Source organism: Saccharopolyspora hordei (genome assembly GCF_013410345.1).
In the GTDB taxonomy this organism is placed as follows: domain Bacteria; phylum Actinomycetota; class Actinomycetes; order Mycobacteriales; family Pseudonocardiaceae; genus Saccharopolyspora; species Saccharopolyspora hordei.
Window position 1 is genome coordinate 3,060,129 of the sequence record NZ_JACCFJ010000001.1, and the last position, 21,662, is coordinate 3,081,790.

Below are 21,662 nucleotides of genomic sequence, written 5' to 3' on the forward strand. Positions count from 1 at the left end.
GGCGGGACCTATTCGGCCGGTTCGTCCTGCAGCACGCGGTGGACGAAGGCCAGGAACTGCTGGCGCTCCTCGGGGTTCAGCACCGCCAGCATCTGGTCGCTCACCGAGATGACCGACGGGCCCAGCCGCTGGGCCACCGCCCGGCCGTCGGCGGTGAGGCGCACCAGCTTGCGCCGCTTGTCGGCCTGGTCCTTGGTGAGCTCGACCAGGCCGCGCCGCCGCAGCCGGTCGAGCAGCGGCGCCGCGGTGGACTTGTCCAGGTGCGCCAGCGAGCCCAGCGTCCCCTGGTCCAGGTCGCCGTGGATCTCCAGCAGGCTGAGCACGGTGAACTGAGGTCCGGTGAGGTCGCGGTCCACCTGCTCGTACCACAGCCGGGTGTGCAGCTGGTTCAGCCGACGGGCCAGCGGCCCGAGCCCACCGATCGCGGCCGCCAACATCTCGCCGACATCCCGATCGGACGCCACTCCGGCCTCCCCACTCCCACGAAGACGTGCACGAACTATATCGCCGGCGGGGGAGCGGGACGAGTTAGGGCGTACACGGAACAAATTTCGGCGAGAGTCTTGCGGGTCACACCACACGTCGTATACAACAAGTACACCGATTGTTCAGCGAGCTCCGCAGCCGCGAAAAGCGGTGCGGGGCAAGGGGGCTCGGCGGTTGCGCCAACAACCACCGAGCCGGGCAGCACCATCCGCGCACTCGTCCCGATCGCCTACGGCCAGGTAGGCGGACGTTGCGCGGCTCGTCAGATCGCGACGGTTCGACCCAGGAGTCGACTATGGCAACTGCCAGCAGAAATCCTAGCAGTCGAAGAACCCACACCAGCCTCCCGGTGATCGCCGGGTCGAGCCTCGCCGGGACGGCGGTGGAGTGGTACGACTTCTTCCTCTACGGAACAGCCGCTGCGCTGGTCTTCAACGAGCTCTACTTCCCCGCGGAAGATCCGCTGGTCGGCACCTTGCTGGCGTTCGCGACCTACGCCGTCGGCTTCGTCGCCCGCCCGCTCGGGGCCGCGGTCCTCGGGCACTACGGCGACGTCAAGGGCCGACGCGCGACCCTGATCGCGAGCCTGCTGCTGATGGGGATCTCGACCTTCCTCATCGCGTTCCTGCCGCCGTACGAGTCGATCGGCGTTGCCGTGCCGATCATCCTGGTGGTGCTCCGGCTGGTGCAGGGCATCGCGCTCGGCGGTGAGTGGGGCGGTGCGGTGCTCCTCGTGTCCGAGCACGGGGATTCGAAGCGCCGGGCGTTCTGGGCGGCGTGGCCGAACCTGGGGCCACCGCTGGGGAATCTGCTCGCCGCCGGTGTCCTGTCCGTCCTCAGTGGAGTCATGCCGGAGGAGGCCTTCCTGGCCTGGGGCTGGCGCATCGCCTTCGGGCTGTCCGCGCTGCTCGTGGTGATCGGCCTGGTGCTGCGGCTCTACGTCGCGGAAACGCCGCTGTTCGAGCAGATGCGCTCGCAGAACCGGCCGCGGACCGCGCCGCTCGGGCTCGCGGTTCGCGGCCACTGGCGGCAGATCCTGCTCGCCGCCTTCTCCCGGTTCGGGGAGAACGCGGGCTTCTACCTGTTCTCGCTGTTCGTCATCACCTACGTCACGCAGATCCAGGGCCTGGGCCGCGCCACCGGGCTGAACGCGGTGATGATCGGCATGGTCGTCGCGCTGCCCGCGATCCCGGCGTTCGCGGTGCTCGCCGACCGGATCGGCCGCCGCCCCGTCTACATCGGAGCGTCGATCGCCACGGTGGGGTGGGCGTTCGCCTTCTTCGCCCTGCTGGACACCGGGAATCCGGTGGCGATCGCGGCTGCCGTGGTCGGCGGCATGCTGATCTTCAGCGCTTACAGCGCGGTCATCGGCGCGTTCTTCTCGGAGCTGTTCCCCACCGAGGTGCGCTACTCGGGCGTCTCGCTGGCCTACAACCTCGCCTCGGTCCTCGCGGGCTCGCTGGCGCCGATCATCGCCATCGCCCTCTACTCGGCGTTCGGCAGCGGGTACGCGATCAGCGCCTACCTGGCGGTGATGGGTGCGGTGTCGCTCGGCGCGGCGCTGCTCGCCACCGAGACCAGGTCCGTCGACCTGGCCGAGGTCGGCGCGGAGGGCTCCGCCGCGCCAGCGCGCGCTCGCTGATCTCTCCACATCGGACTCTTTTCGCGTCCGGCTGCCCCGCCGGACGACTCGACCCGCATCCACTGCACGACCGAAGGGATTCACCATGCGCACCGGAGCCGACTACCTGGCTTCGCTCGACGACGGACGCGTCGTGCTCGTCGACGGCGAGCAGGTCGACGTCACCACCCACCCGGCCTTCGCGCCGGTGGCCCGCACCATCGCGGAGCTCTACGACATCGCGGCCGAGCCGGGCAGCGGGATGCAGTGCACCGCACCGGAAACCGGTGCCACCGCCAACCGCGTCTTCGGCATCCCGCGCAGCCGGGAGGAGCTGAAGCTGCGCCGGGAGGCGATCGAGACCTGGGCCCGGCACACGCACGGCTGGGTGGGCCGCAGCCCGGACCACGTCGGGACCTTCCTGGCCGCGTTCGCCGCGCACCCGGAGGTCTTCGCCGACTTCTCCGCCAACGTCATGGCCTTCCACCGGCGGCTGCTGGCGGAGGACCTGTACGTCTCCTACGCCATCATCCCGCCGCAGGTCTCCCGCGCCACCAACGCATCCGGCTGGGAGGGCGAGTACCTCCAGGTCGGGGTGGTGCGGGAGACCGAGGAGGGCATCGTGGTCCGCGGTTCGCAGATGCTGGCGACCGGGGCGGCGATCGCCGACGAGATCTTCGTGTCCTGCATCAAGCCGCTGGGCCCGGACGACCAGGACTTCGCCCTCGGCTTCGTGGTGCCCGCCGCGGCGCCCGGCCTCAAGCTGCTCTGCCGCCGCCCGTACGCCCCGGCGGCGACCAGCGCGTTCGACTACCCGCTGACCAGCCGCTACGACGAGCCCGACGCGCTGGTGGTGTTCGACGACGTGCTGATCCCGTGGGACCGCGTCTTCGTCAACCGGGACACCGCCGGGGTGCGCCGCCAGTTCTTCGACACCGGCGCGCACGTCCTGGGCAACTGGCAGGCGCAGATCCGGTTCGCCACCAAGCTGAAGTTCATCGCCGGGGTCGCGCGCCGGGTCACCCAGGTCAACGGGGTGGACAAGATCCCCAGCGTGCAGGAGAAGCTGGGGGAGCTGGCGGCCCTCGTCTCCGGGGTTGAGTCCGCGGTGCTCGCCGCCGAGTACACCGCCACCGAGGACGACGCCGGGATGTGGCTGCCGGGCAAGCGCGCGCTGTACGGGTCGATGGGGTTGCAGTCGGAGACCTACCCGCGCGTGCTGGCGATCCTCCGCGACCTCGTCGGCGGCGGCGTGCTGCAGCTGCCCTCCAGCGCCCGCGACCTGACGAGCCCGCTCACCTCCGGCGACGTCGAGCGCTACGTGCAGTCCCCGGGGGTTTCCTCGGCGGAGCGGGTGAAGTTGTTCAAGCTCGCCTGGGACATCGTCGGTTCCGAGTTCGGCGGGCGGCACCAGCAGTACGAGCTGTTCTACGCCGGAGCGCCCTTCGTGGTCAAAGGCGCGTACTGCTACCGCAACTACGGCTACGAGGAGGTGCTGCACGACGTCGAGCAGTTCCTGAGCTCCTACCAGATCGAAGAGGATTGAGAGGTCAGCATGGCCAAGCCGGAGCACGAGTTCTTCCCCGTCAGCGACGTCGAGTTCACCGTCTGCCCGGGCGACGACCCGAAGATCACCGAGCGGATCCTGGCCGCGGACCCCGAAACCGGGGTGGCCACCCGCATCCTGCGCTACGAACCCGGTGCGGACTCGACCCCGATGGGCGTCCAGGAGCACGACTTCTGGGAGGAGGTGTACATCCTGGAGGGCTCGTTCACCGACCTCACCCTCGGCGAGACCTTCACCGCCGGGATGTACGCCTGCCGCCCGCCGGGGATGCCGCACGGCCCCTGGCGCACCGACGAGGGCGTGGTCACCTTCGAAGTCCGCTACCGCGGGAAGTAGGGCGTGCCATGGCACTTCCAGCCTTCCGAGCGCCGACGGCGGCGGACATGCGCCGCAGCATGGGGCGCTTCACCACCGGGGTGGCGATCGTGTCCAGCGGGGTCGGCGACAACGCCTGCGGCATGACGATCAGCTCGCTGACCTCGATCTGCCTGGACCCGGCGATCCTGCTGGTGTCCCTGACCGAGGGCTCCCGCACCACCGGCATGGTGGCCGCGACCGGCCGGTTCGCGGTCTCGGTCCTCAGCTCCCGGCAGGAGGCGGTCGCCCGCCGCTTCGCCACCCGCGGCGGCGCGCGGTTCGAGGGCCTGGACTGCGAGCACGGCGAGTTCGGGGTGCCGCTGATCGCCGACGCCCTGGTCCACGCCGAGTGCGACGTGCGCAGCGCGCACGACATCGGCGACCACACGGTGTTCTACGGCCAGGTCCGCAACCTGCGCTGCCGGGAGGGAACGGGATTGGTGTTCTACTCCGGCAGGTTCGGCGACTTCCACGACTTCGGCCACGACGAGGTCCCCTGGGTGTTCTGAACCACCGGTCGCGCGGGCACCCCGCCCGCGCGACCGGCCCGCTCGCCGAAGTCCGCCCGGCCGGTGCCCGTAGGCTGGTAAAGTGGTCAAACCTCTACGGCCCGGGCGAGGAGACACGGCATGAGCGTTGAGGACGATCCCTGGGTACCGCTGCGCCAGGGTTCCGTCTCGGACCTGATCGCGGAGCGGATCCTGCACGCGATCAAGTCCCAGGACCTCCAACCCGGGGACCGGCTTCCCCCGGAGCGCGAGCTGGCCGCGCGCCTGGGCACGAGCAGGCCCTCCCTGCGGGAGGCGCTGCGCTCGCTGCGGGCGAGCGGGCACGTCGAGATCAAGCACGGCAGCGGCGTGTTCGTCGCCGACCCCCGCGGGTCCCACGCGCTGCGGGACGCCATCGCCTCCGAGGAGCTCACGCTCACCGAGCTGTTCGACATGCGCGAAGTGCTGGAGGTCCCCGCCACGGCGTGGGCGGCGCGCAACCAGGACCGCGAGCTGCTGGCCAAGGTGACGGAGGCCTTCCACGCGCTGGACCGCTGCGCCCGTTCCGCCGAGATCGACTGGGCCGAGCTGCGCACGCTGGACTCCGCCTTCCACCTCCGGATCGTCGAGGCGGCGGGGAACCGGTTCCTGACGCGCACCGAGACGGTGCTGCAGGACATCCTCGCGCGAGGCATGCAGACCACCCTGCAGCTGCCCGGGCGGCTGGAACGGTCCCGCCGCGACCACGCGCGCATCCACGAAGCCGTCATCGCGGGCGATCCCGTCGCAGCGCGGCGAGCGGCCAAGGCGCACATCGACGGCGCTCGTCGTGCTGCGCTGAAGCACCTGCACGACGAGCGCTCGGCGAACGACGGATCAGGGCAGCCGGACTGACGGGGTGGCCGAGCCCGTGACGCCCGGGTCGAGCCGCAGCAACCGCCCGGCGAGCGGCTGCTCGGCGAGGTCGGCCTCCGACAGCGGGTCGCGGGCGGTCGTCACGAACAGCTCGGCCAGGTCGGCACCGCCGAAGGCCACGCTCGTCGGGTGCGAGACCGGCAGCGGCACGACGCGGTCGAGGCGCCCCTCCGGTGTGTACCGCAGCAGCTGGGAGCCGCCGATCATGGCCACCCACACGCAGCCGTCGGCGTCGACGGTCAGCCCGTCCGGTCGCCCGCCGAGGTCCGAGACGTCGGCGAACGTCCGGCGACCGCGCGGCATTCCCGCATCGGCGTCGTAGTCGAACACGTCGATGCGCAACGTCGGGCTGTCGGCGTAGTAGAGGAGTCCGCCGTCCGGGCTACAGCCGAGACCGTTCGACACCGTCGCCCCGGTGACGATCGGGACCAGCTCGTCGTCGAGTCGGTAGAGCGCGGCGGTGCCCGGATCCTTGTCGGCGTGCATCGTGCCGATCAGCAGCCTGCCCCGCGGGTCGGGGCCGCCGTCGTTGAACCGCATCCGGGGGTGCGGCGGCACGCTCGCGATCTCGCCGACGACGTCCGGGCCGGACACCTCCAGCAGCGCGCTGTCGCGGGCCACGACCGAGGTCCCGCGGGTGGTCGGGAACACCGCGGAGACCTCACCGCCCAGCGGGCACTGCTCGGTGACCCCGTCGGCGGGGTTGGTCCGGTGCACCGCCCCGCCCGTGATGTCCACCCACAGCAGGGTTTTCGCGTCGGCGTCCCAGCACGGCCCTTCACCGAAGCGGGCGCGGACCTCGCCCACCGGGTCGACGCTCATGACGCGGCTCCGACGGCGCGCAGGAACTCGCCCGTCCGCACCCGCAGCTCGGCGGGGTCGAAGGTGCCGTCCGGGGCGGCCCCGAGCAGGTGGTGCCCGACGGCGACGCACGCCGCGCCCGCCGCCACCACCTCGGCGGCCAGCGCGGGGGTCACGCCACCGCTGGCCATCACCACCAGATCCGGCATCGGGCCGCGCAGCTGGCGGAGGTAGTCGGCGCCGACCGCGTTGATCGGGAAGACCTTCACCACGTCGGCACCGGCCTTGCGCGCCGCCATGATCTCGGTCGGGGTGAACGCCCCCGGCACCGACAGCAGACCTTCCTCGCGGGTGCGCTCGACGACCTCGGCGTCGAAGTGCGGCGACACCGCGAAGCGCGCACCGGCGGCCGCCGACGCCGAGACCTGCTCGGGCGTGCTGACCGTGCCCGCACCGATCAGCGCGTCGCCGGGGAGCTCCCGGCTCAGCAGCTCGATCGTCTCCATCGGGCGCTCCCCGGTCATGGTGACCTCGAAGGAGCGCACCCCGGCCTGGTGCAGCGCTTCGCTCAGCCGGAGCACCTGCTGGGGAGCCATGCCCCGGTAGACGACGGTGAGCGGGGACAGGTCCGGATCGGTCATCGGTTCCTCCCGGTGGTGACGTCGCGGGTGCCGACCGGGTCGGGGCGGCGGCTGAGGTGGCGGCCGCCGTCGACCGGGACGATGGTGCCGGTGATGAACGAGGAGGCGTCGGAGGCGAGGAAGGCCACTGCGTCGGCCACCTCGTCCGAGGTCCCGGCGCGGCCGAGCAGCGTCGGTGGTGCGCCGTCGTCACCCCAGCTCCTGCCGTCGAGAGTGGCCAAAGTGGACGGTGTGTTGACCACGCCCGGTGCCACCGCGTTGACCCGCAGCCCCCACGGCGCGAGCTCCACGGCCAACGCCTTCGTGGCCGCCCGCACCCCGCCCTTGCTGGCGACGTAGGGCCCGTAGCCGGGCACCGGCATGGCCTCCTGGAGGCTGCAGAAGTTCACGATCGAACCGCTGGCCTTGCCCACCGCGTGCAGCCCGCGCGCGACGGCGGTGCTCAGCACGCCCGTGGCGACGACGTTCACCGCGAGCACGCGGGTCCAGTCCGCGATGGACGCCTCGAGGAAACCGCCCTGGGGCGGGTAGGCCGCCGCGCAGTTGACCAGCACGTCGAAGCCGGGTTCTGCGGCGGCGAGGTCGGCGAGCGCCTCGAGTTGCGCCGTGTCGGCGAGGTCGAAGACGGCGCCTTCCAGCCGCGCGGCAACGGAATCCTCGCAGCCCTCGGCGATTTCGGCGACGGTCTCGTCGCGGTCGACGCCGAGCACCTCGGCGCCGCGCCGGGCCAGGTCCTGCGCCACGACCCGGCCGATCCCGGTCGCCGCGCCGGTGACGAGCGCCCTGCGCCCGCTGAGCTCGTTCATGCCTTCGTCCTTCCCTTTCTCGCTGGTGTGCGGGGCGGTCACAGGTGCCGCCGGGGGATCGCGTGCCCGCGCCGTCCGCGCAGGAAGTCGAGGTCGGCGCCGGTGTCGGCCTGCCCGACGTGCTCCCGGTACAACCCGGTCCAACCACCCTGGGCGTCCGCCGGTCGCTCGGCGGCTTCGGACGCGCGCCGGGCCAGCTCCGCGTCGTCGACGAGCATGTTGAGCTGGCGGTTGGCCACGTCGAGGTGCACGCGGTCGCCGGTGCGCAGCAGCGCGAGCGGGCCGCCCGCGGCGGATTCGGGCGCGACGTGCAGGACGATCGTGCCGTAGGAGGTGCCGCTCATCCGGCCGTCGGTGATCCGGACCAGGTCGCGCACCCCCGCGTCGAGCAGCTTCTTCGGGATCGACAGGTTGCCGATCTCGGGCATCCCGGGGTAGCCGCGCGGCCCGGCGCCCCGCACGACGAGCACGGTGTCGGCGTCCACGGGCAGATCGGGATCGTCGCAGCGCGCGTAGTACTCCTCGACGGTGTCGAAGACCAGGGCGGTGCCGGTGTGGTCGATCAGCTCCGGCGAGGCCGCGGACAGCTTGATCACCGCGCCGTTCGGGGCGAGGTTGCCGTGCAGCACCGCGGTGGCCGATCCCGCGGGCTGCACCGGTTCCGCGCAGCTGTGGATGACCTCGCGGTTCCAGTTCTGCGCGCCCTCGCAGTTCTCGGCGAGGGTCCGGCCGGTGACCGTGCGCGCATCGCCGTGCAGGCGTTCGCCGAGCTCGGCCACCACCGCGGGCACCCCGCCCGCGTAGCTGAACTCCTCCATCAGGAACTGGCCGGAGGGCAGCAGGTTCACCAGCAGCGGGATGTCGCGCGCCTGCCGGTCGAACTCCTCGAGCGGGAAGTCGACCTCGGCGCGCCCGGCCAGGGCGCTCAGGTGCACGATGGCGTTGGTGGACCCGCCGATGGCGGCGTTGAGCCGCGCGGCGTTCTCGAACGACCTGCGGTCCAGAATGGACGAAGGTCGCACGTCGTCCTCCACCAGGGACACGATCCGCTTGCCCGACTGCTCGGCCAGCGCGTAGCGGCCCGCGTCCACGGCGGGCACGGCAGCGCTGCCCGGCAGCGAGAGCCCCATGACCTCCACCAGGCAGGCCATCGTGGATGCGGTGCCCATCGTGGTGCAGTGCCCGGCGCTGCGGGACAGGCACGCCTCGGCCCGGCCGAACTCGGCCCGGCTCATCCGCCCGGCCCGGACCTCTTCGGCGAACTGCCACACGTGCGTGCCGGACCCCGCGTCGCAGCCCCGGAACTTCCCGTTGAGCATGGGACCGCCGGTGAGCACGATCGCGGGCAGGTCGGCGCTCAGCGCGCCCATCAGCTGCGCGGGAACGGTCTTGTCGCACCCGCCGAGCAGGACCACGCCGTCGAGCGGGTACGAGCGGAGGTTCTCCTCGACCTCCATCGCCATCAGGTTCCGGTACAGCATCGCCGACGGGCGCATGAGCGTCTCGCCCAGCGACATCGTCGGGAACTCCAGGGGGAAACCGCCCGCCAGCAGCACGCCGCGCTTGACCGCCTCGGCGACGTCGCGCAGGTGCCGGTTGCAGGGCGTGAGCTCCGACCAGCTGTTGCAGATCCCGATGACCGGTCGGCCGTCGAACATCTCCGGCGAGCGGCCCGAGTTGTAGAGCTTCGAGCGGTGGACGAAGCCCATCTTGCCTTCGGCGCCGAACCAGGAGGTGCTGCGCCGGGTGGGTTCGGACGAGGTCATGACCGCGCCTCCTGCGGGGTGTGGCGGACGAGGCTCATCGGCGTCGACGAGCTGGTGGTGAGCTGATCGCCGTTCACCGAGACCGTGAACGGGCGGGAGTTGAAGTCGAGCAGCGTTGCGGTGGTGGGGACTTCTCCGTACGCGTGCAGGGTCCAAGGCGCGTCGAGGAGTTCGTCGGTGCGCCGCACGTGCTCGCCGAGCTCCACGCGGGGCAGCAGCGCTCCGTCCCGCACCAGGACCGGAATGCGTTCGAGCGGTACCGATTCCTCGTGCAGCCCGGGACCCTCGTAGCGCTTTCCGGTCACGAGGTCCGTCCAACCGCCTTCGGGCACGTAGAACCGGCGCCGCACCGGCTCACCGGCATCGTCGAAGACCGGGACGACGAGCAGGTCGGAGCCGAGCAGGAACGCGTCGTCCCTGGTCGTGGCGAGGTCGTCGGCGGGGAACTCCAGCGCCAGCGGGCGCAGCACCGGCCACCCGCGCTCCGCCGACTCGTGGGCGGTCTGCCACAGGTACGGCAGCAGCGAGTAGCGCAGCCGGATCCACTCGCGGGCGATCTCGAACGCGTCCTCGCCGAACGCCCAGGGCTCGCGCGGGCGGAGCCCGTGCGCGCGCATGAGCGGCGACAGCGCGCCGAACTGCGTCCATCGCACGTACAGCTCAGGCGTCAGCTCGGGGCCGAAGAAGCCGCCGATGTCGTGTCCCCACAACCCGGGCATGCTCATGGCGTGGGAGAGCCCACCGCGCAGCGTGGCGCGCATTCCGGACACTGTGGACTCCGCGTCGCCGCCCCACTGCGCGGGGTAGCGGTGCGAACCGGCCCAGCCGGAACGCCCCCACACCAGCGGTGCGCGCCCGGTCCGCTCGGCGATGGCCTCGCTGACGGCGCCGTTGTAGCGCAGCGGGTACAGGTTGTGGGCGTGCTCGGCACCGGTCCCGTCGGCCAGCCGGACGTCGTCGGGCAGGCCTTCGCCGAAGTCGGTCTTGAACACGGCGACGCCGTCGTCCAGGAACGGTGCGTGCATGTCCTGCCACCACCGGCGGGCCTCGGGTGAGGTGAAGTCGACCAGCGCGCGTGGACGGCCGTCCGGGACGGGCGTACCGGCGATCGTGGCGATCTCGCCGTCGGAGTCGGTGACGAGGTGTCCGCGCTCGGCGGCCTCGGCGTAGCGGGGTGAGGCCGGGTCGAGGTAGGGCAGCTCCCACACCGACAGCCGCAGCCCGAGCTGGTCGAGCGCGGCGACGAACTCCGCGCGGTCGCCGAAGCGGTCGGTGTTCCAGATGAAGTCGCAGTTGAGCCGGTCCACGACGAGCCAGTCGGGGTCCAGGTGCAGGACGTCGCAGGGCACGTCGCGCTCCCGCAGCGCGCGGCCGACCTCCGCCATCTCGGCGGCGGAGTGGTACCGGCAGCGGCCGAGCCAGTAGCCGAACGCCCACACCGGGGGGACGGGACCGCGCCCGGTGAGGCGGGTGTAGGTCGTCAGCGCCTGCTTCGGTTCGGGCCCGGCGACCACGTACAGGTCGAGTTCGCCGCACTCCGCCTCGATGCCGAGCACGCCGTTGCGGGAGTGGCCGACGTCGGCGTTGACGGTGGCCCCGGTGTTGACGAGTGCGAGGTAGCCCGCGGTGGAGTACCAGACCGGGGCGGGTTTGTAGGCCATGCCGGTGCCGGTGCCGAGGGCGTCCTCGACGCGCAGGCGCAGGCGCTGGCCGTTCTTGACCAGGCGGCCGAACTGCTCGCCGAAGCCGAGGACCTCCTCGTCGGGGCCGAGTTCGAGGTTGATGGCCGCGGATTCGCCGACGGTGGCGGCGGGGGAGATGGGCAACCCGGCGACCTGGCGCAACTTCCCGGCCGTGGTGAGCAGCGTCGCGCCGGTGGTGATGTCCTGGACGGTCAACGAGAACGGGCGCCGTCCGAGCACGACGCGCAGGCGGCCGCCGGTCAGCACCACGTTGTGCTCGTCCTGCTCGACCGTCGTGCGCGTCTCGACGTAGCGGGGCTCGACGACGATGCCGTGCTCGGTGCCCTCCGGCGCCAAACGCGGCACGTCGGCCGGGCCGATCGTGATGCGGACGGCCTCCGGCCCGGCCCAGCGGACCTGCACCGCGACGTCGCGGGTGCGCAGGGGCGGTGTCGCGAGGTCGGGGAGGTTCGGCATGGTCGTCTCGATGCCCTGCTCGGCGAGGGTTTCGCCGGTGAGGTAACCGAAACCGTCGTCTCCCGGTCTGCAGAGCACGGCGCGCACCCTGGCGGTCGCGCCCGCGGACTCCGGGTCCGTCGTCACCTCCTCGACCTCGCGCAACATGTACCGATCCGTCAACGCTGACATCTCTTCTCCCTGCGACCGCAAATCTTGACGCGATGTCCGCGCTAGCTTAGCTTCTGGCAAGAGGTCTTACCACTGTCACGCAAAGGAACGCTCCATGACAGGCAACGCCGCCGTCGTGCTCCGCAAGCCGGACGACGTCCTGCGCCTGATCGACTCGGGTCGGATCCGTCCGAAGAACCCCGTGCTGGTCAAGATCGTCGCGCTGGGCAGCATCTTCGTCGACGGATGGGATCTGAGCAGCTTCGGTCTCGGGACCGTGCAGATCACCTCCGAGTTCAACCTCACCAACTCGGGCATCAGCCTGCACTCGCTGCCGTTCATCTCCACCGTGATCCTCATCGGCGCCATGGTCGGCGGGCTGTTCGGCGGCTACCTCACCGACCGCGTCGGCCGCACGAAGATGCTGATGATCACGCTCTTCCTGCTCGTGGGCGCCACCGTGCTGTCCGCGACGGCGCCCAACCCGGAGCTGTTCTGCCTGTGGCGGTTCCTGATGGGCGTCGGGGTCGGGCTGGACGTACCGGTGGCGCTGGCCTTCGTCGCCGAGTACAGCGCGATCTCCAACAAGGGCCGCAACGTCACGATGGCCCAGGTGATGTCCACCAGCGCGGCGGCCGTCGCGTTCTTCGCGATCATCCCGTTCCACTTCATGGGAATCGGCGACCAGCTGTGGCGGTGGTCGATCGGGCTCGGCGCGGTGCCCGCGCTGATCGTGCTCGTCCTGCGGTTCATCTACACCGCCGAATCCCCGATGTGGGCGGCCAAGTACGAGGGCCTGGACAAGGCCGCGGAGATCCTGCGCAAGAACTACGGCCTCGAGGTCACTGTCGAGGAGGACGGCGGGCGCGCAGCGCAGCAGAAGGAGCGGTTCCGCCCCGGCAGCCTGCTCGCGCTGTTCCGCTCGCCGTACACCGCGCGGACGGTCCTGGTCAGCATCCTCGTCGTCTGCCAGGCGGCGCAGTACTACGCGATCTCCCTCTACACGCCGAAGATCTTCGACGAGCTGTTCCCCGGGGACATCATCGTCGTGCTGGTGCTCTCCGGCGCGGTCAACGTGATCGGCGCGATCGGCGCGCTCGGGTGCGTCGCGGGGACGCAGCGACTAGGCCTGCGGCGCCTCGGGCTCATCGGCTTCTCCATCACGGCGGGCTGCCTGGCGATCATCAGCGGGGCGTTCCACCTGCTCGCCGCGTCGATCTCGGTGATCCTCATCGCGCTGTTCTCCGCAGCGCACAACTTCGGCGCCGGCTACGTCGGCACCGCGATGGGCACGCTGTCCTACCCGACGGCCATCCGGGGCATCGGCGGCGGCTACACCCAGGCGATCACCCGGGTCGGCGGCATCATCGGCGCCTTCGCGTTCCCGGTGCTGCTGGACGCGCAGGGCATGCGCTTCACGATCGGGGCGATCGTGCTCGCGCCGCTCGTCGCGATCGCCGCGCTGCTGCTCATCCGGTGGGACCCCGTGGGCAAGGACGTCGAGGAGCACGGCGACGAGGACACCACCGCCCCGACCACCGTCGGCGCGGACCGCGCGCCGACCAACTCGAACTGACACACCGAGCACAGGAGAAGGAACCGATGCCGACCCAGCCCACAGTCCTGATCGACGGCCGCTGGACCTCCCGCGAGGCGGGTCTGGACGTCCACGACCCGGCCGACGGCAGCCTCGTCGGCCGACTGGACTGGACCGGTGCCGAGCAGGCGGCCGCCGATGCGGTCGCGGCGGCGGATGCGGCCGCGGCCGCGTTCGCGGGCTGGGCCGGTACCGGGGTCCGCGAGCGCGGCCGACTGCTGTCGGCGGCTGCCGACCTCATCGAAGAGCGCGCCGACGCGCTGGCCGAGCTGCTCGCCCGAGAGGCGGGCAAGCGGCTGCCCGAAGCGCGCGGTGAGATCGCGTTCTCCGCGGAGTACTTCCGCTGGTTCGCCGAGCAGGCGCGACGCCCCCAGGGGGCGGTGGTGCAGGAGGAGGTCGCGGTGCGGCGGCACCTCGTGCGCCGCAAACCGGCCGGGGTGGTCGCGAGCCTGACGCCGTGGAACTTCCCGTGCTCGATCCAGGCGCGCAAGCTCGCCCCAGCGCTCGCCGCGGGCTGCACGGTGGTGGCGAGGGTTTCGGAGAAGGCGCCGCTCGCGGCCACCGAGATGATCCGCTGCCTGACCGATGCCGGACTGCCGCCGGGTGTGGTCAACCTCGTGCACGGGCCCGCTCCCGAGGCCACCGAGGCGCTGCTCGCGCACCGTGCAGTGCGGGTCGTCTCCTTCACCGGTTCCACGCGGGTCGGTCGGCTGGTCATGGCGCAGGCGGCGCGCCGGATCGTGCGGCCGCTGCTGGAACTCGGTGGCAACGCGCCGTTCCTGGTCCTCGACGACGCCGATGTGGACGCCGCGGTCGAGGGCGCGGTGCTGGCCCGCTTCCGCAACACCGGGCAGTCGTGCATCGCGGCGAACCGGTTCTTCGTCCAGGACGGCGTGCACGACGAGTTCGTGGCCAAGCTCGCCGCCCGCATCGAGGCGATGACGGTGGGCAGCGGGCTCGCCGATCCGTGCCCCGACCTCGGCCCGGTGATCGACGACGAGCGCGCCGCCGCCGTTCGCGGCCTCGTGGACGAAGCGGTGGCAGCCGGTGCTCAGCTGCACGGCGGCAAGCAGGAGCTGCCCGGGACCGGGAGCTACGTCGCACCGTGCGTGCTCACCGGTGTTCCCACCGACGTCGGCCTCGCCCGGGAGGAGGTTTTCGGCCCGGCGGCGGGGGTTTTCCGGTTCTCGACCGTCGACGAGGCGCTCACCGCGGCCAACGCCACCGAGATGGGGCTCGCGGGTTACGTGTACGCGGGGGATCTCGGCGCGGGGTGGCGCATCGGCGAGCAGCTGGACGTGGGCATCCTCGGGGTCAACGAGGCCCTGCCCAGCGTCGCCTTCGCGCCGATGGGCGGCACCAAGCAGTCGGGCCTGGGCAGGGAGGGCGCCGACGTCGGGCTCGAGGAGTTCACCGAGGTCCAGTACGCCGCCCTGACCCTGTGACCGCGGCGACGTCGGTCCTGCTGGCGCTGCCCGTGCTGATCGGAGCGCTCACCCAGCGCACGACCGGCTTGGGCTTCGGCCTGGTGGGCGGCCCGCTGATGGTCGCCGCGGTGGGACCGCACATCGGTGTCAGCATGTCGAACGCGCTGTCCATGGTGCTGTGCGCGGTGGTGCTGGCGCGGACGTGGCGCGACACCGACTGGCGGTCCGTGCTGATGCTGGCGGTGCCCGCGATCGCGGTCATCCCGCTCGGGGCCCTGGTGGTCGGTGCCGCGCCGCCCGGGCCGCTGCTCGTCCTCGTCGGGTCGATGGTGGTCCTCGCCGTCGGCATCACCGCGCTGGCGGATCGGCACCGGTTGCTGCGGGGGGTGCCGGGTGCGCTCGTCGCCGGTGCGCTGTCCGGGTTCATGAGCGTGACCGCAGGTGTCGGCGGACCGATGGTGTCGGTCTACGCCCTGTCCGAGCGGTGGACGCGACGCGTGCTCATCCCGACGGCGCAGGCGTACCTGCTCGCGGTGAACGTCGTTTCCCTGCTTTCGAAGGGGATTCCGCCGGTGCCGTGGCTCGGCTGGGCGTGCGCCGGAGCGGCGCTCCTGGTCGGTGCGCTCGCGGGCGAGTGGCTGGACAAGCGGATCGCGGCGAGGACCGGGCGGCGGTTGATCATCGTCGTCGCGCTGCTCGGCGGAGCCGCCGCGGTCGTGCGCGGCCTGCTGATGCTGGGGTGACGGGCTCAGGTGTGCAGGTCGTGCGGTGGGCGGGAGGCGAGGGTGGCGAAGAGGAACTGGAGGAGGCTGAAGAACAGCAGGGCCGTCAGCGCCCAGTCGGCGGTCGCCGAGGCGTCGGTGAGGGCGCCGATCAGGGCCGGGCCGAGGGCGGCGAGCAGGTAGCCGTAGCCCTGCGTCATCGCCGACAGGCGGGTCGTCTCGCCGCTGTCGGTGGTGTGCGCGGGGATCGCGGCCATGGCGGGTGCCAGCGCGGACATGCCCACGCCCAGCAGCCCCGCCCACACGACCGGCGCGGCGCTCGGGGCGATGAGCAGCCCGAACAGGCCGATCCCACCACTGCTGGTGGTCAGCACCATCCAGGTGCCGATGAGCGCGGCGTTGCGGTAGCAGGAGGCGGTGATGACCGCCGAGGCGACGATGCTGACCACGAGGGTGCCCGCGCTGAGCGCGGCGGCGTGCACCGGGCCGACGCCCGTGGTCCGCAGCAGGACCGGCTGCCAGGACAGCAGGGACAGCGCCTGCAACGACTGCAGGCCCATGAACATCGTCAGGTACCAGGCCCGGGCGCTGCGGAGCAGGGAGCCGCGCCGGGGCAGCGCGAGCTGCGGGGCCGCGTTGCTCGTCGTGGTGCGGGAGAGCGGCAACCACAGCAGGAGGGCGAGCGCGACGGGCAGGAGCCAGGCGCCCAGCCCGGTGCGCCAGCCGCCGATCGAGATCAGCCACGGCGTGGTCGCGGTCGCGGTGGCCGACAGGGTGGTGAGCGCGGCGGCGTGCGAACCGCCGAACTGCTGGCAGACGGCGGGCAGCAGGACCTGCAGCCCACCGATCGCGCAGCAGGCCAGGACGGTCCCGGCGAGCAGCGACCACTGGCCGTGGGTGATGCGGACCGCCTGCCCGGCGAGCAGCACGCCGAGGAACAGCACGACGCTGGTCAGCGTTCCTTCGCGCTGGCGGAGGAGCGGGACGAGGAACGTCGTGGCTGCGATGCAGAGGGCGGGCAGCGCGGTGAGCACGGACACCGCTGCGGTGCCCAGCCCCAGCGCGGCGCGGATCTCGGGCAGCGCCGCACCGACCGCGGTCACCGCCGTCCGGGCGTTGAACGCGGCCACCACGATCGCGGCGATCGCCAGGATCCGCCATCGCAGCGGCGGTGCCTGGGGCGCCACGCGGCGGATCGGCAGGGTCTGCTCGGTGGCGAGCGCGACGGAGGTGGACATGCGCCTTTCCCGTGCCTGGCTGGTGGTTTCGGCGTCGGCGCGAGATGTTCGCTGCGCCGGGTGCGACGGCGGAGCGGATGAGCCCCGGTTCAAGATCATGATAGGGGTGCGCGCGGGAGCCGGACCTCCGGCCCGACGATCCACTGTGGAGGAGCTGTGCTACCGGAACCGGCGATCCCGCACGCGCATCCGTTCGGGTCCCGTGCTGGCCACCGGGCGGCCGGACAAGTTAGCCTTGCCTAACGAAGTGGGTTTCCCCGCGCCGGCTAGCCGAGGAGTCCGATTGACGACTTACCTGACCGTGACCAGCGCGGAGCTGGTGACGCCCTGCCTGCGGCGGGTGTGGTTCCGCAGCGACGACCTGTCGGCGTTCGCGGGCAGCGAGTGCACCGACAGGTACGTCAAGCTGATCTTCCCGAAGGCGGGCGTGACCTACCCCGACCCGATCGACGTCCGCGCGCTGCGCGGCGTGATGCCCGCCGAGGACCTGCCGACCGTGCGCACCTTCACGGCGCTGTTCCCGGACGTCGAGAGCGGCACGATGGCCATCGACTTCGTGCTGCACGGCGACGAGGGCGTGGCGGGGCGCTGGGCGGCGACGGCCGCGCCCGGGGACCAGCTGATGGTCAACGGCCCCGGCGGCGCCTACCGGCCCGACCCGACGGCCGACTGGCACCTGCTGGTGGGCGACGAGACGGCGATCCCGGCGATCAGCGCGGCGCTGGCCGACCTGCAGCCGGACGCCGTGGTCCGCGCGATCCTGCTGGTCGACTCCGAGGCCGACGAGCCGAAGCTCGACGTCCCGGCCCGCGGCGAGGTGACCTTCCTGCACCGCCGGGAGATCGGCGCGGACGGTGTGCTCGAAGCGGCGGTCCGAGAACTGGAGTGGCTGCCGGGGCGGGTGCACGCCTTCGTGCACGGTGAGGCGCACGAGGTGATGCGCCGCATCCGCCCGCACCTGTTCCGCGAGCGCGGCCTGACCCGCGACCAGGTGTCGATCTCGGGCTACTGGCGCCGAGGCCGCACCGAGGAGGGCTTCCGCGAGTGGAAGGCCGAACTCGCCCGAGCCGAAGGCCGCTGAGCAAGCCCCGGCTACTCCTCCGCCGACGCGGCGTGCCGGTGGCCGTCGATCACCGCGCGGGCTGCTGCGGTGGACTTCTGGACGACTTGGGCGGGGGAGTAGCCGTGCCTGGTGAAGACGCCGTCGAGCCAGAACATGCCGTAGCCGTGGGCTTGGGTGAACAGCTGCTCCATCAGTTCGAGCGCGTCCTGGGGTGCTGCTGAGACCGCGAGGCAGAGCATCAGGAACTGGTCGGACAGCCTGCGGGTCTGCTCGTGCAGCTCGGTGTGCTTGGGGCCCTGCAGGCCCTCCGCGTAGATGACGTTCATGCCCGCCCGGCGCTCGATCACGTAACCGGTGTAGGCCCCGGCGGCAGCGGCGAGCGCGTCCGCGGGGTCGTCGTGGGCCTCGACCGCGCTCTGCACGCGTTCGGCGAGCTGGCACGCGACCGTGGCCGCCGCTGCTGCCAGGAGGCTCTCCCGCTCCGGGAAGTGCCGGTAGGGAGCGCCCGGGCTCACCTTGGCGCGCCGCGCCACTTCGGCCACCGAGAAGCCGGTCAGCCCGCGTTCGGCGATCAGGTCGAGCGAGACGCGCACGAGCTCCGCGCGCAGGTCGCCGTGGTGGTACTTGCCGCCCATGTCCTGGATCACATCGCCCGGTCGGAATATGTAAGAGCCCTCCCACGTCGTGAATGTAAGAGGTCTCTCACATGATCGGGACCCGCTGCACGGCTTTTCCACGGAGGATTCATGACCACGACCACGCACGCTATCGCCGTTCCGGCTCCGGGGGCACCCCTCGCGCCGACGACGATCGAGCGACGTGATCTGCGGCCGGACGATGTGCTGATCGACATCGCCTACGCCGGCATCTGCCACAGCGACATCCACCAGGCCCACGGGGACTGGGGCGAGGGCATCTTCCCGATGGTCCCCGGGCACGAGATCGCGGGGACCGTCGCCGCGGTCGGCTCGAACGTGACGAAGTTCCAGGTCGGCGACCGGGTCGGGGTCGGCTGCATGGTCGACTCCTGCGGTGAGTGCGAGTACTGCCGGGCGGGCACCGAGCAGTTCTGCGTCAAGGGCAACGTCCCGACCTACAACGGCGTCGGCTACGACGGCGAGAACACCTACGGCGGCTACAGCCAGCAGGTCGTGGTGAAGGACGCCTTCGTGTGCCGCATCCCGGAGGGCATCGGCCTCGACGTCGCCGCGCCGCTGCTGTGCGCGGGCATCACCACCTACTCGCCGCTGCGGCAGTGGGGTGCGGGCCCGGGCAAGAAGGTCGCCGTCGTCGGCCTCGGCGGCCTGGGGCACATGGCGGTCAAGCTCGCCGCCGCGATGGGCGCCGAGGTGACGGTGCTCAGCCAGAGCCTGAAGAAGCGGGAGGACGGGCTCGGGCTGGGCGCGACCGACTACTACGCGACCAGCGACGAGTCGACCTTCGAGACGCTGGGGGGCCGCTTCGACCTGATCCTCAACACGGTCTCGGCGAAGCTGCCGATCGACGCCTACCTCGGCATGCTGCGCGTGGGCGGCGCGATGGTCAACGTCGGCGCCCCGGGCGAACCGCTCAGCTACAACGCGTTCTCGCTGCTGGGCGGCAACAAGGTGCTGGCCGGGTCCATGATCGGCGGCATCCCGGAGACCCAGGAGATGCTGGACTTCTGCGCCGAGCACGGCATCGGCGCGGAGATCGAGCTCATCTCCGCCGACAAGGTCAACGAGGCCTACGAGCGGGTGCAGAACAGCGACGTCCGCTACCGCTTCGTGATCGACACCGCCACCATCGGCAGCTGACCCCGGTTCCGGCGGCGGTGCACGCGTGCGCCGCCGCCGGGGGTGCGGCCGTACCATGCGTCGGCGAGGCAGTCGACGGCGTGCGCAGGTGGTGTGGATGAGCGGGTCCGGGCCACCGAACGGCGGCGTCTCGGTCGAGACCGTGCTGGCGTTGCTCGACCTCGCCTCCACGGGCATGCCCGACGAGCACGACGCCGTGGCGGAGCTGCTGTCGGCCGAGCAGCTCGATGCCGCCGCGGCGGCGCAGGTCGGCCAGCGGGTGCGGGAGCTGCAGGGCGCCGTGGCGCGGCTGCACCGGCGCGGGCAGGAGCTGTCCGCGCTGTTCTCCAGCGCGCGGGAGCTCGCCGCGCTGCACGACGTGGACGAACTCGTCTCCGGACTGGTCCGGCGCGCCCACGACCTCGCCGGGACCGACGTCACCTACCTGTCGGAGTTCGACGAGCGGACCCGGGAACTGCGGGTCCGCTCCACCGCCGGTGTCATCGCGCCGGCGTTCCGGCGGTTGCGGGTGCCGCCGCACACCGGGCTGGCCGGCAAGGTCGCCGAGACCCGCGCTCCACAGTGGACGTCGCACTACGCGCAGCTGCGGGACGTGCCGCACGCCGAGAGCATCGACAGCGCCGTCCAGGCCGAGGGCCTGGTCTCCATCCTCGGCGTCCCGATGGTCGCCGGCGGCCACGTGCTGGGCGTGCTGTTCGCCGCCAACCGCAGTGAGCACGCCTTCTCCCCGGAGGAGGTCGCGCTGCTGTCGGCGTTCGCCGACATCGTCGCCGTGGTGCTGCAGACCGCGCGGCTGCTGTCGCAGGCGCGCGACGCCGCGGACGAGACCCAGCACGCCTACGCCGAGCTGGCCCAGCACGTCGCGGCCATGGAGCGGGCCGGGCAGGTGCACGAGGAGCTGACCGCGGCCGTGCTGCGCGGCGGCGGCGCCACCGACGTCGCCCGCACGCTCGGCGACGCGCTGGAACGCCCGGTGCTCATCGTCGACGAGCACCACGCCCTGGTCGCCGCCTCGGACGGCTCTGCGGCGGTGGTCGACTCCGACCCGGTCCGCTCCGCGCTGGCCGAGAGCCGGCGGTCGGGCCGGTGCACGCTGCTCGACCCGCCGGTGGACGGCTGCAGCGCGGCCGTCGCTGTGCTCGCCGGGGACCTGGTGCTCGGCGGGTTGCTCATCGGCGACGGCGCGGTGGAGCTCGGCGCCGTCGAACTGCGGACCATCGAGCGCGCCGCGCAGATCACCGCGCTGCTGACCCTGAAGCAGGACGCCGTGCGCTACGCGGAGGACCGGGTGCGCGGGGAACTGCTCAACGACGTCCTCAGCCCCGACGTGCGGCGGCACTCCGACCTCGCCGCCCGGTTGCGCGCGCGGCGGGTGCGACCGGAGGACCTGCGCACCGTCGTGGTCGTCGCGGTCGCCCCGGAACACCGCCGGGCCGCGTTGCGCGCGGCCCACGCCCTGGCCTCGGCGTCCGGGCTGTCCGGTGAGGTGGAGGGCGTCGTCACGCTGGTCCTGCCGGGGGCCGACCCGCGGGAGGCGGCGGCCCTCGTGCGGGACCGGGTGCGTGCGGGCGCGGGCACCGACGAGGTCCTCGCCGTGGCCGCGCGCCCCGCCGACACCCTCGGCGAGCTCTCCGCCCGCTTCGCGGCGGTGCGGGACTGCAGCCGCGTCCTGGCCGCGCTCGGTGTGGGGTCCGCGGCCGCCGACGCCGACGAGTACGCGCCCTACACCTCGATGTTCGCCGGTGATCCGACCGCCGCGCTACCGTTCGTCGACCGCGTGCTCGGCCCCGTGCTGCGCTGGGACGCCGACCGCGGCACCGACCTGCTGACCACGCTGCGCCACTTCGTCGACTGCAACGCCAGCCCGGTGCGCGCGGCCCGGCGCATGGAGGTGCACACCAACACCGTGCTGCAGCGGATCGAGCGGATCACCAGCCTGCTCGGCGAGTCCTGGCGCGAGCCGGAACCGTTCTTCCGCGTGTCCGTCGCGGTGCGCCTGGAGGGGCTGCGCCGGCGGCTCCGCGCCGAGCCGTAGCGCTGTGTGCCCGGTTCGCGGCCCACG

General features: G+C 72.1%; 19 protein-coding genes. 11 read left to right on the forward strand and 8 right to left on the reverse strand.

The genetic code is table 11. The features are described 5' to 3' along the window. Window positions 1–8: 8 nt before the first annotated feature. Window positions 9–464 carry a MarR family winged helix-turn-helix transcriptional regulator gene (locus HNR68_RS14270; RefSeq protein WP_211840664.1) on the reverse strand — a complete coding sequence of 152 codons (456 nt, stop codon included), beginning with the start codon at window positions 462–464 and terminating at the stop codon, window positions 9–11. Window positions 465–781: 317 nt separating this feature from the next. On the opposite strand from HNR68_RS14270, the gene HNR68_RS14275 reads away from it, so the two are divergent. The 5 genes from HNR68_RS14275 (at window position 782) to HNR68_RS14295 (ending at window position 5,413) form a co-directional block, all read left to right on the forward strand. Continuing rightward, on the forward strand, window positions 782–2,128 hold the full coding sequence (locus HNR68_RS14275) for an MFS transporter (protein ID WP_179721220.1): 1,347 nt from the start codon (window positions 782–784) through the stop codon (window positions 2,126–2,128). Between the two features lie 85 nt (window positions 2,129–2,213). Further along, window positions 2,214–3,653, forward strand: a complete 1,440-nt coding sequence (locus HNR68_RS14280; protein WP_179721222.1) for a 4-hydroxyphenylacetate 3-hydroxylase family protein — start codon at window positions 2,214–2,216, stop codon at window positions 3,651–3,653. 9 nt (window positions 3,654–3,662) lie between these two features. Next, a complete protein-coding gene (locus tag HNR68_RS14285; protein ID WP_150069854.1) occupies window positions 3,663–4,010 on the forward strand; it encodes a cupin domain-containing protein in 348 nt (115 codons plus the stop codon). Between the two features lie 8 nt (window positions 4,011–4,018). Further along, window positions 4,019–4,540 (forward strand): flavin reductase family protein, encoded by a 522-nt coding sequence (locus HNR68_RS14290; protein WP_179721224.1) that lies wholly within the window; start codon window positions 4,019–4,021, stop codon window positions 4,538–4,540. A gap of 120 nt (window positions 4,541–4,660) precedes the next feature. Continuing rightward, window positions 4,661–5,413, forward strand: coding sequence for a FadR/GntR family transcriptional regulator (locus tag HNR68_RS14295; protein ID WP_150069856.1), 753 nt, complete (start codon window positions 4,661–4,663; stop codon window positions 5,411–5,413). Here HNR68_RS14295 and HNR68_RS14300 read toward each other — a convergent pair. The 5 genes from HNR68_RS14300 to HNR68_RS14320 are packed head-to-tail and all read right to left on the reverse strand — an operon-like array spanning window position 5,396 to window position 11,778. Beyond that, window positions 5,396–6,256: an SMP-30/gluconolactonase/LRE family protein gene (locus HNR68_RS14300; RefSeq protein ID WP_150069857.1), complete on the reverse strand. Its 861-nt coding sequence runs from the start codon at window positions 6,254–6,256 to the stop codon at window positions 5,396–5,398. The genes HNR68_RS14295 and HNR68_RS14300 overlap by 18 nt on opposite strands. Beyond that, a complete protein-coding gene (locus tag HNR68_RS14305) occupies window positions 6,253–6,876 on the reverse strand; it encodes a bifunctional 4-hydroxy-2-oxoglutarate aldolase/2-dehydro-3-deoxy-phosphogluconate aldolase (RefSeq protein ID WP_150069858.1) in 624 nt (207 codons plus the stop codon). The genes HNR68_RS14300 and HNR68_RS14305 overlap by 4 nt, the downstream gene beginning before the upstream one ends. Then, a complete protein-coding gene (locus HNR68_RS14310; protein ID WP_150069859.1) occupies window positions 6,873–7,682 on the reverse strand; it encodes an SDR family NAD(P)-dependent oxidoreductase in 810 nt (269 codons plus the stop codon). The genes HNR68_RS14305 and HNR68_RS14310 overlap by 4 nt, the downstream gene beginning before the upstream one ends. A gap of 38 nt (window positions 7,683–7,720) precedes the next feature. Beyond that, entirely contained in the window at window positions 7,721–9,448 is a 1,728-nt protein-coding gene (locus tag HNR68_RS14315; RefSeq protein WP_150069860.1) for an IlvD/Edd family dehydratase, read from the reverse strand. Then, a complete protein-coding gene (locus HNR68_RS14320; RefSeq protein ID WP_179721226.1) occupies window positions 9,445–11,778 on the reverse strand; it encodes a glycoside hydrolase family 31 protein in 2,334 nt (777 codons plus the stop codon). The genes HNR68_RS14315 and HNR68_RS14320 overlap by 4 nt, the downstream gene beginning before the upstream one ends. Before the next feature lie 94 nt (window positions 11,779–11,872). Here HNR68_RS14320 and HNR68_RS14325 point away from each other — a divergent pair, with 94 nt between their 5' ends. Genes HNR68_RS14325 through HNR68_RS14335 form a run of 3 tightly spaced genes read left to right on the forward strand, consistent with a single transcriptional unit; the run spans window position 11,873 to window position 15,524 of the window. Beyond that, the gene (locus HNR68_RS14325; RefSeq protein ID WP_150069862.1) at window positions 11,873–13,333 is read left to right on the forward strand and encodes an MFS transporter; all 1,461 of its coding nucleotides are present in this window, start codon (window positions 11,873–11,875) and stop codon (window positions 13,331–13,333) included. Window positions 13,334–13,359: 26 nt separating this feature from the next. Next, window positions 13,360–14,799 (forward strand): NAD-dependent succinate-semialdehyde dehydrogenase, encoded by a 1,440-nt coding sequence (locus tag HNR68_RS14330; RefSeq protein ID WP_150069863.1) that lies wholly within the window; start codon window positions 13,360–13,362, stop codon window positions 14,797–14,799. Then, the gene (locus HNR68_RS14335; protein WP_150069864.1) at window positions 14,796–15,524 is read left to right on the forward strand and encodes a sulfite exporter TauE/SafE family protein; all 729 of its coding nucleotides are present in this window, start codon (window positions 14,796–14,798) and stop codon (window positions 15,522–15,524) included. The genes HNR68_RS14330 and HNR68_RS14335 overlap by 4 nt, the downstream gene beginning before the upstream one ends. A gap of 5 nt (window positions 15,525–15,529) precedes the next feature. On the opposite strand, the gene HNR68_RS14340 is transcribed toward HNR68_RS14335, so the two are convergent. Continuing rightward, entirely contained in the window at window positions 15,530–16,741 is a 1,212-nt protein-coding gene (locus tag HNR68_RS14340; RefSeq protein WP_179721228.1) for an MFS transporter, read from the reverse strand. A 283-nt stretch (window positions 16,742–17,024) separates the two neighbouring features. Here HNR68_RS14340 and HNR68_RS14345 point away from each other — a divergent pair, with 283 nt between their 5' ends. Further along, the gene (locus HNR68_RS14345) at window positions 17,025–17,822 is read left to right on the forward strand and encodes a siderophore-interacting protein (protein ID WP_246155364.1); all 798 of its coding nucleotides are present in this window, start codon (window positions 17,025–17,027) and stop codon (window positions 17,820–17,822) included. An 11-nt stretch (window positions 17,823–17,833) separates the two neighbouring features. Here HNR68_RS14345 and HNR68_RS14350 read toward each other — a convergent pair whose 3' ends face one another. Beyond that, window positions 17,834–18,439 (reverse strand): TetR/AcrR family transcriptional regulator, encoded by a 606-nt coding sequence (locus HNR68_RS14350; protein WP_218888305.1) that lies wholly within the window; start codon window positions 18,437–18,439, stop codon window positions 17,834–17,836. A gap of 111 nt (window positions 18,440–18,550) precedes the next feature. On the opposite strand from HNR68_RS14350, the gene HNR68_RS14355 reads away from it, so the two are divergent. Both HNR68_RS14355 and HNR68_RS14360 read left to right on the forward strand, forming a co-directional pair. After that, a complete protein-coding gene (locus HNR68_RS14355; RefSeq protein ID WP_179721232.1) occupies window positions 18,551–19,600 on the forward strand; it encodes an NAD(P)-dependent alcohol dehydrogenase in 1,050 nt (349 codons plus the stop codon). Between the two features lie 97 nt (window positions 19,601–19,697). Next, entirely contained in the window at window positions 19,698–21,635 is a 1,938-nt protein-coding gene (locus tag HNR68_RS14360) for a helix-turn-helix domain-containing protein (RefSeq protein WP_179721234.1), read from the forward strand. Window positions 21,636–21,662: the final 27 nt, after the last annotated feature.

Coding starts and splice junctions, on each gene's coding strand:
- HNR68_RS14295 (WP_150069856.1), top strand. CDS start 4,661: ATGAGCGTTGAGGACGATCCCTGGGTACCGCTGCGCCAGGGTTCCGTC.
- HNR68_RS14275 (WP_179721220.1), top strand. CDS start 782: ATGGCAACTGCCAGCAGAAATCCTAGCAGTCGAAGAACCCACACCAGC.
- HNR68_RS14340 (WP_179721228.1), bottom strand. CDS start 16,741: ATGTCCACCTCCGTCGCGCTCGCCACCGAGCAGACCCTGCCGATCCGC.
- HNR68_RS14290 (WP_179721224.1), top strand. CDS start 4,019: ATGGCACTTCCAGCCTTCCGAGCGCCGACGGCGGCGGACATGCGCCGC.
- HNR68_RS14310 (WP_150069859.1), bottom strand. CDS start 7,682: ATGAACGAGCTCAGCGGGCGCAGGGCGCTCGTCACCGGCGCGGCGACC.
- HNR68_RS14350 (WP_218888305.1), bottom strand. CDS start 18,439: ATGGGCGGCAAGTACCACCACGGCGACCTGCGCGCGGAGCTCGTGCGC.
- HNR68_RS14285 (WP_150069854.1), top strand. CDS start 3,663: ATGGCCAAGCCGGAGCACGAGTTCTTCCCCGTCAGCGACGTCGAGTTC.
- HNR68_RS14305 (WP_150069858.1), bottom strand. CDS start 6,876: ATGACCGATCCGGACCTGTCCCCGCTCACCGTCGTCTACCGGGGCATG.
- HNR68_RS14280 (WP_179721222.1), top strand. CDS start 2,214: ATGCGCACCGGAGCCGACTACCTGGCTTCGCTCGACGACGGACGCGTC.
- HNR68_RS14300 (WP_150069857.1), bottom strand. CDS start 6,256: ATGAGCGTCGACCCGGTGGGCGAGGTCCGCGCCCGCTTCGGTGAAGGG.
- HNR68_RS14315 (WP_150069860.1), bottom strand. CDS start 9,448: ATGACCTCGTCCGAACCCACCCGGCGCAGCACCTCCTGGTTCGGCGCC.
- HNR68_RS14355 (WP_179721232.1), top strand. CDS start 18,551: ATGACCACGACCACGCACGCTATCGCCGTTCCGGCTCCGGGGGCACCC.
- HNR68_RS14325 (WP_150069862.1), top strand. CDS start 11,873: ATGACAGGCAACGCCGCCGTCGTGCTCCGCAAGCCGGACGACGTCCTG.
- HNR68_RS14330 (WP_150069863.1), top strand. CDS start 13,360: ATGCCGACCCAGCCCACAGTCCTGATCGACGGCCGCTGGACCTCCCGC.
- HNR68_RS14360 (WP_179721234.1), top strand. CDS start 19,698: ATGAGCGGGTCCGGGCCACCGAACGGCGGCGTCTCGGTCGAGACCGTG.
- HNR68_RS14320 (WP_179721226.1), bottom strand. CDS start 11,778: ATGTCAGCGTTGACGGATCGGTACATGTTGCGCGAGGTCGAGGAGGTG.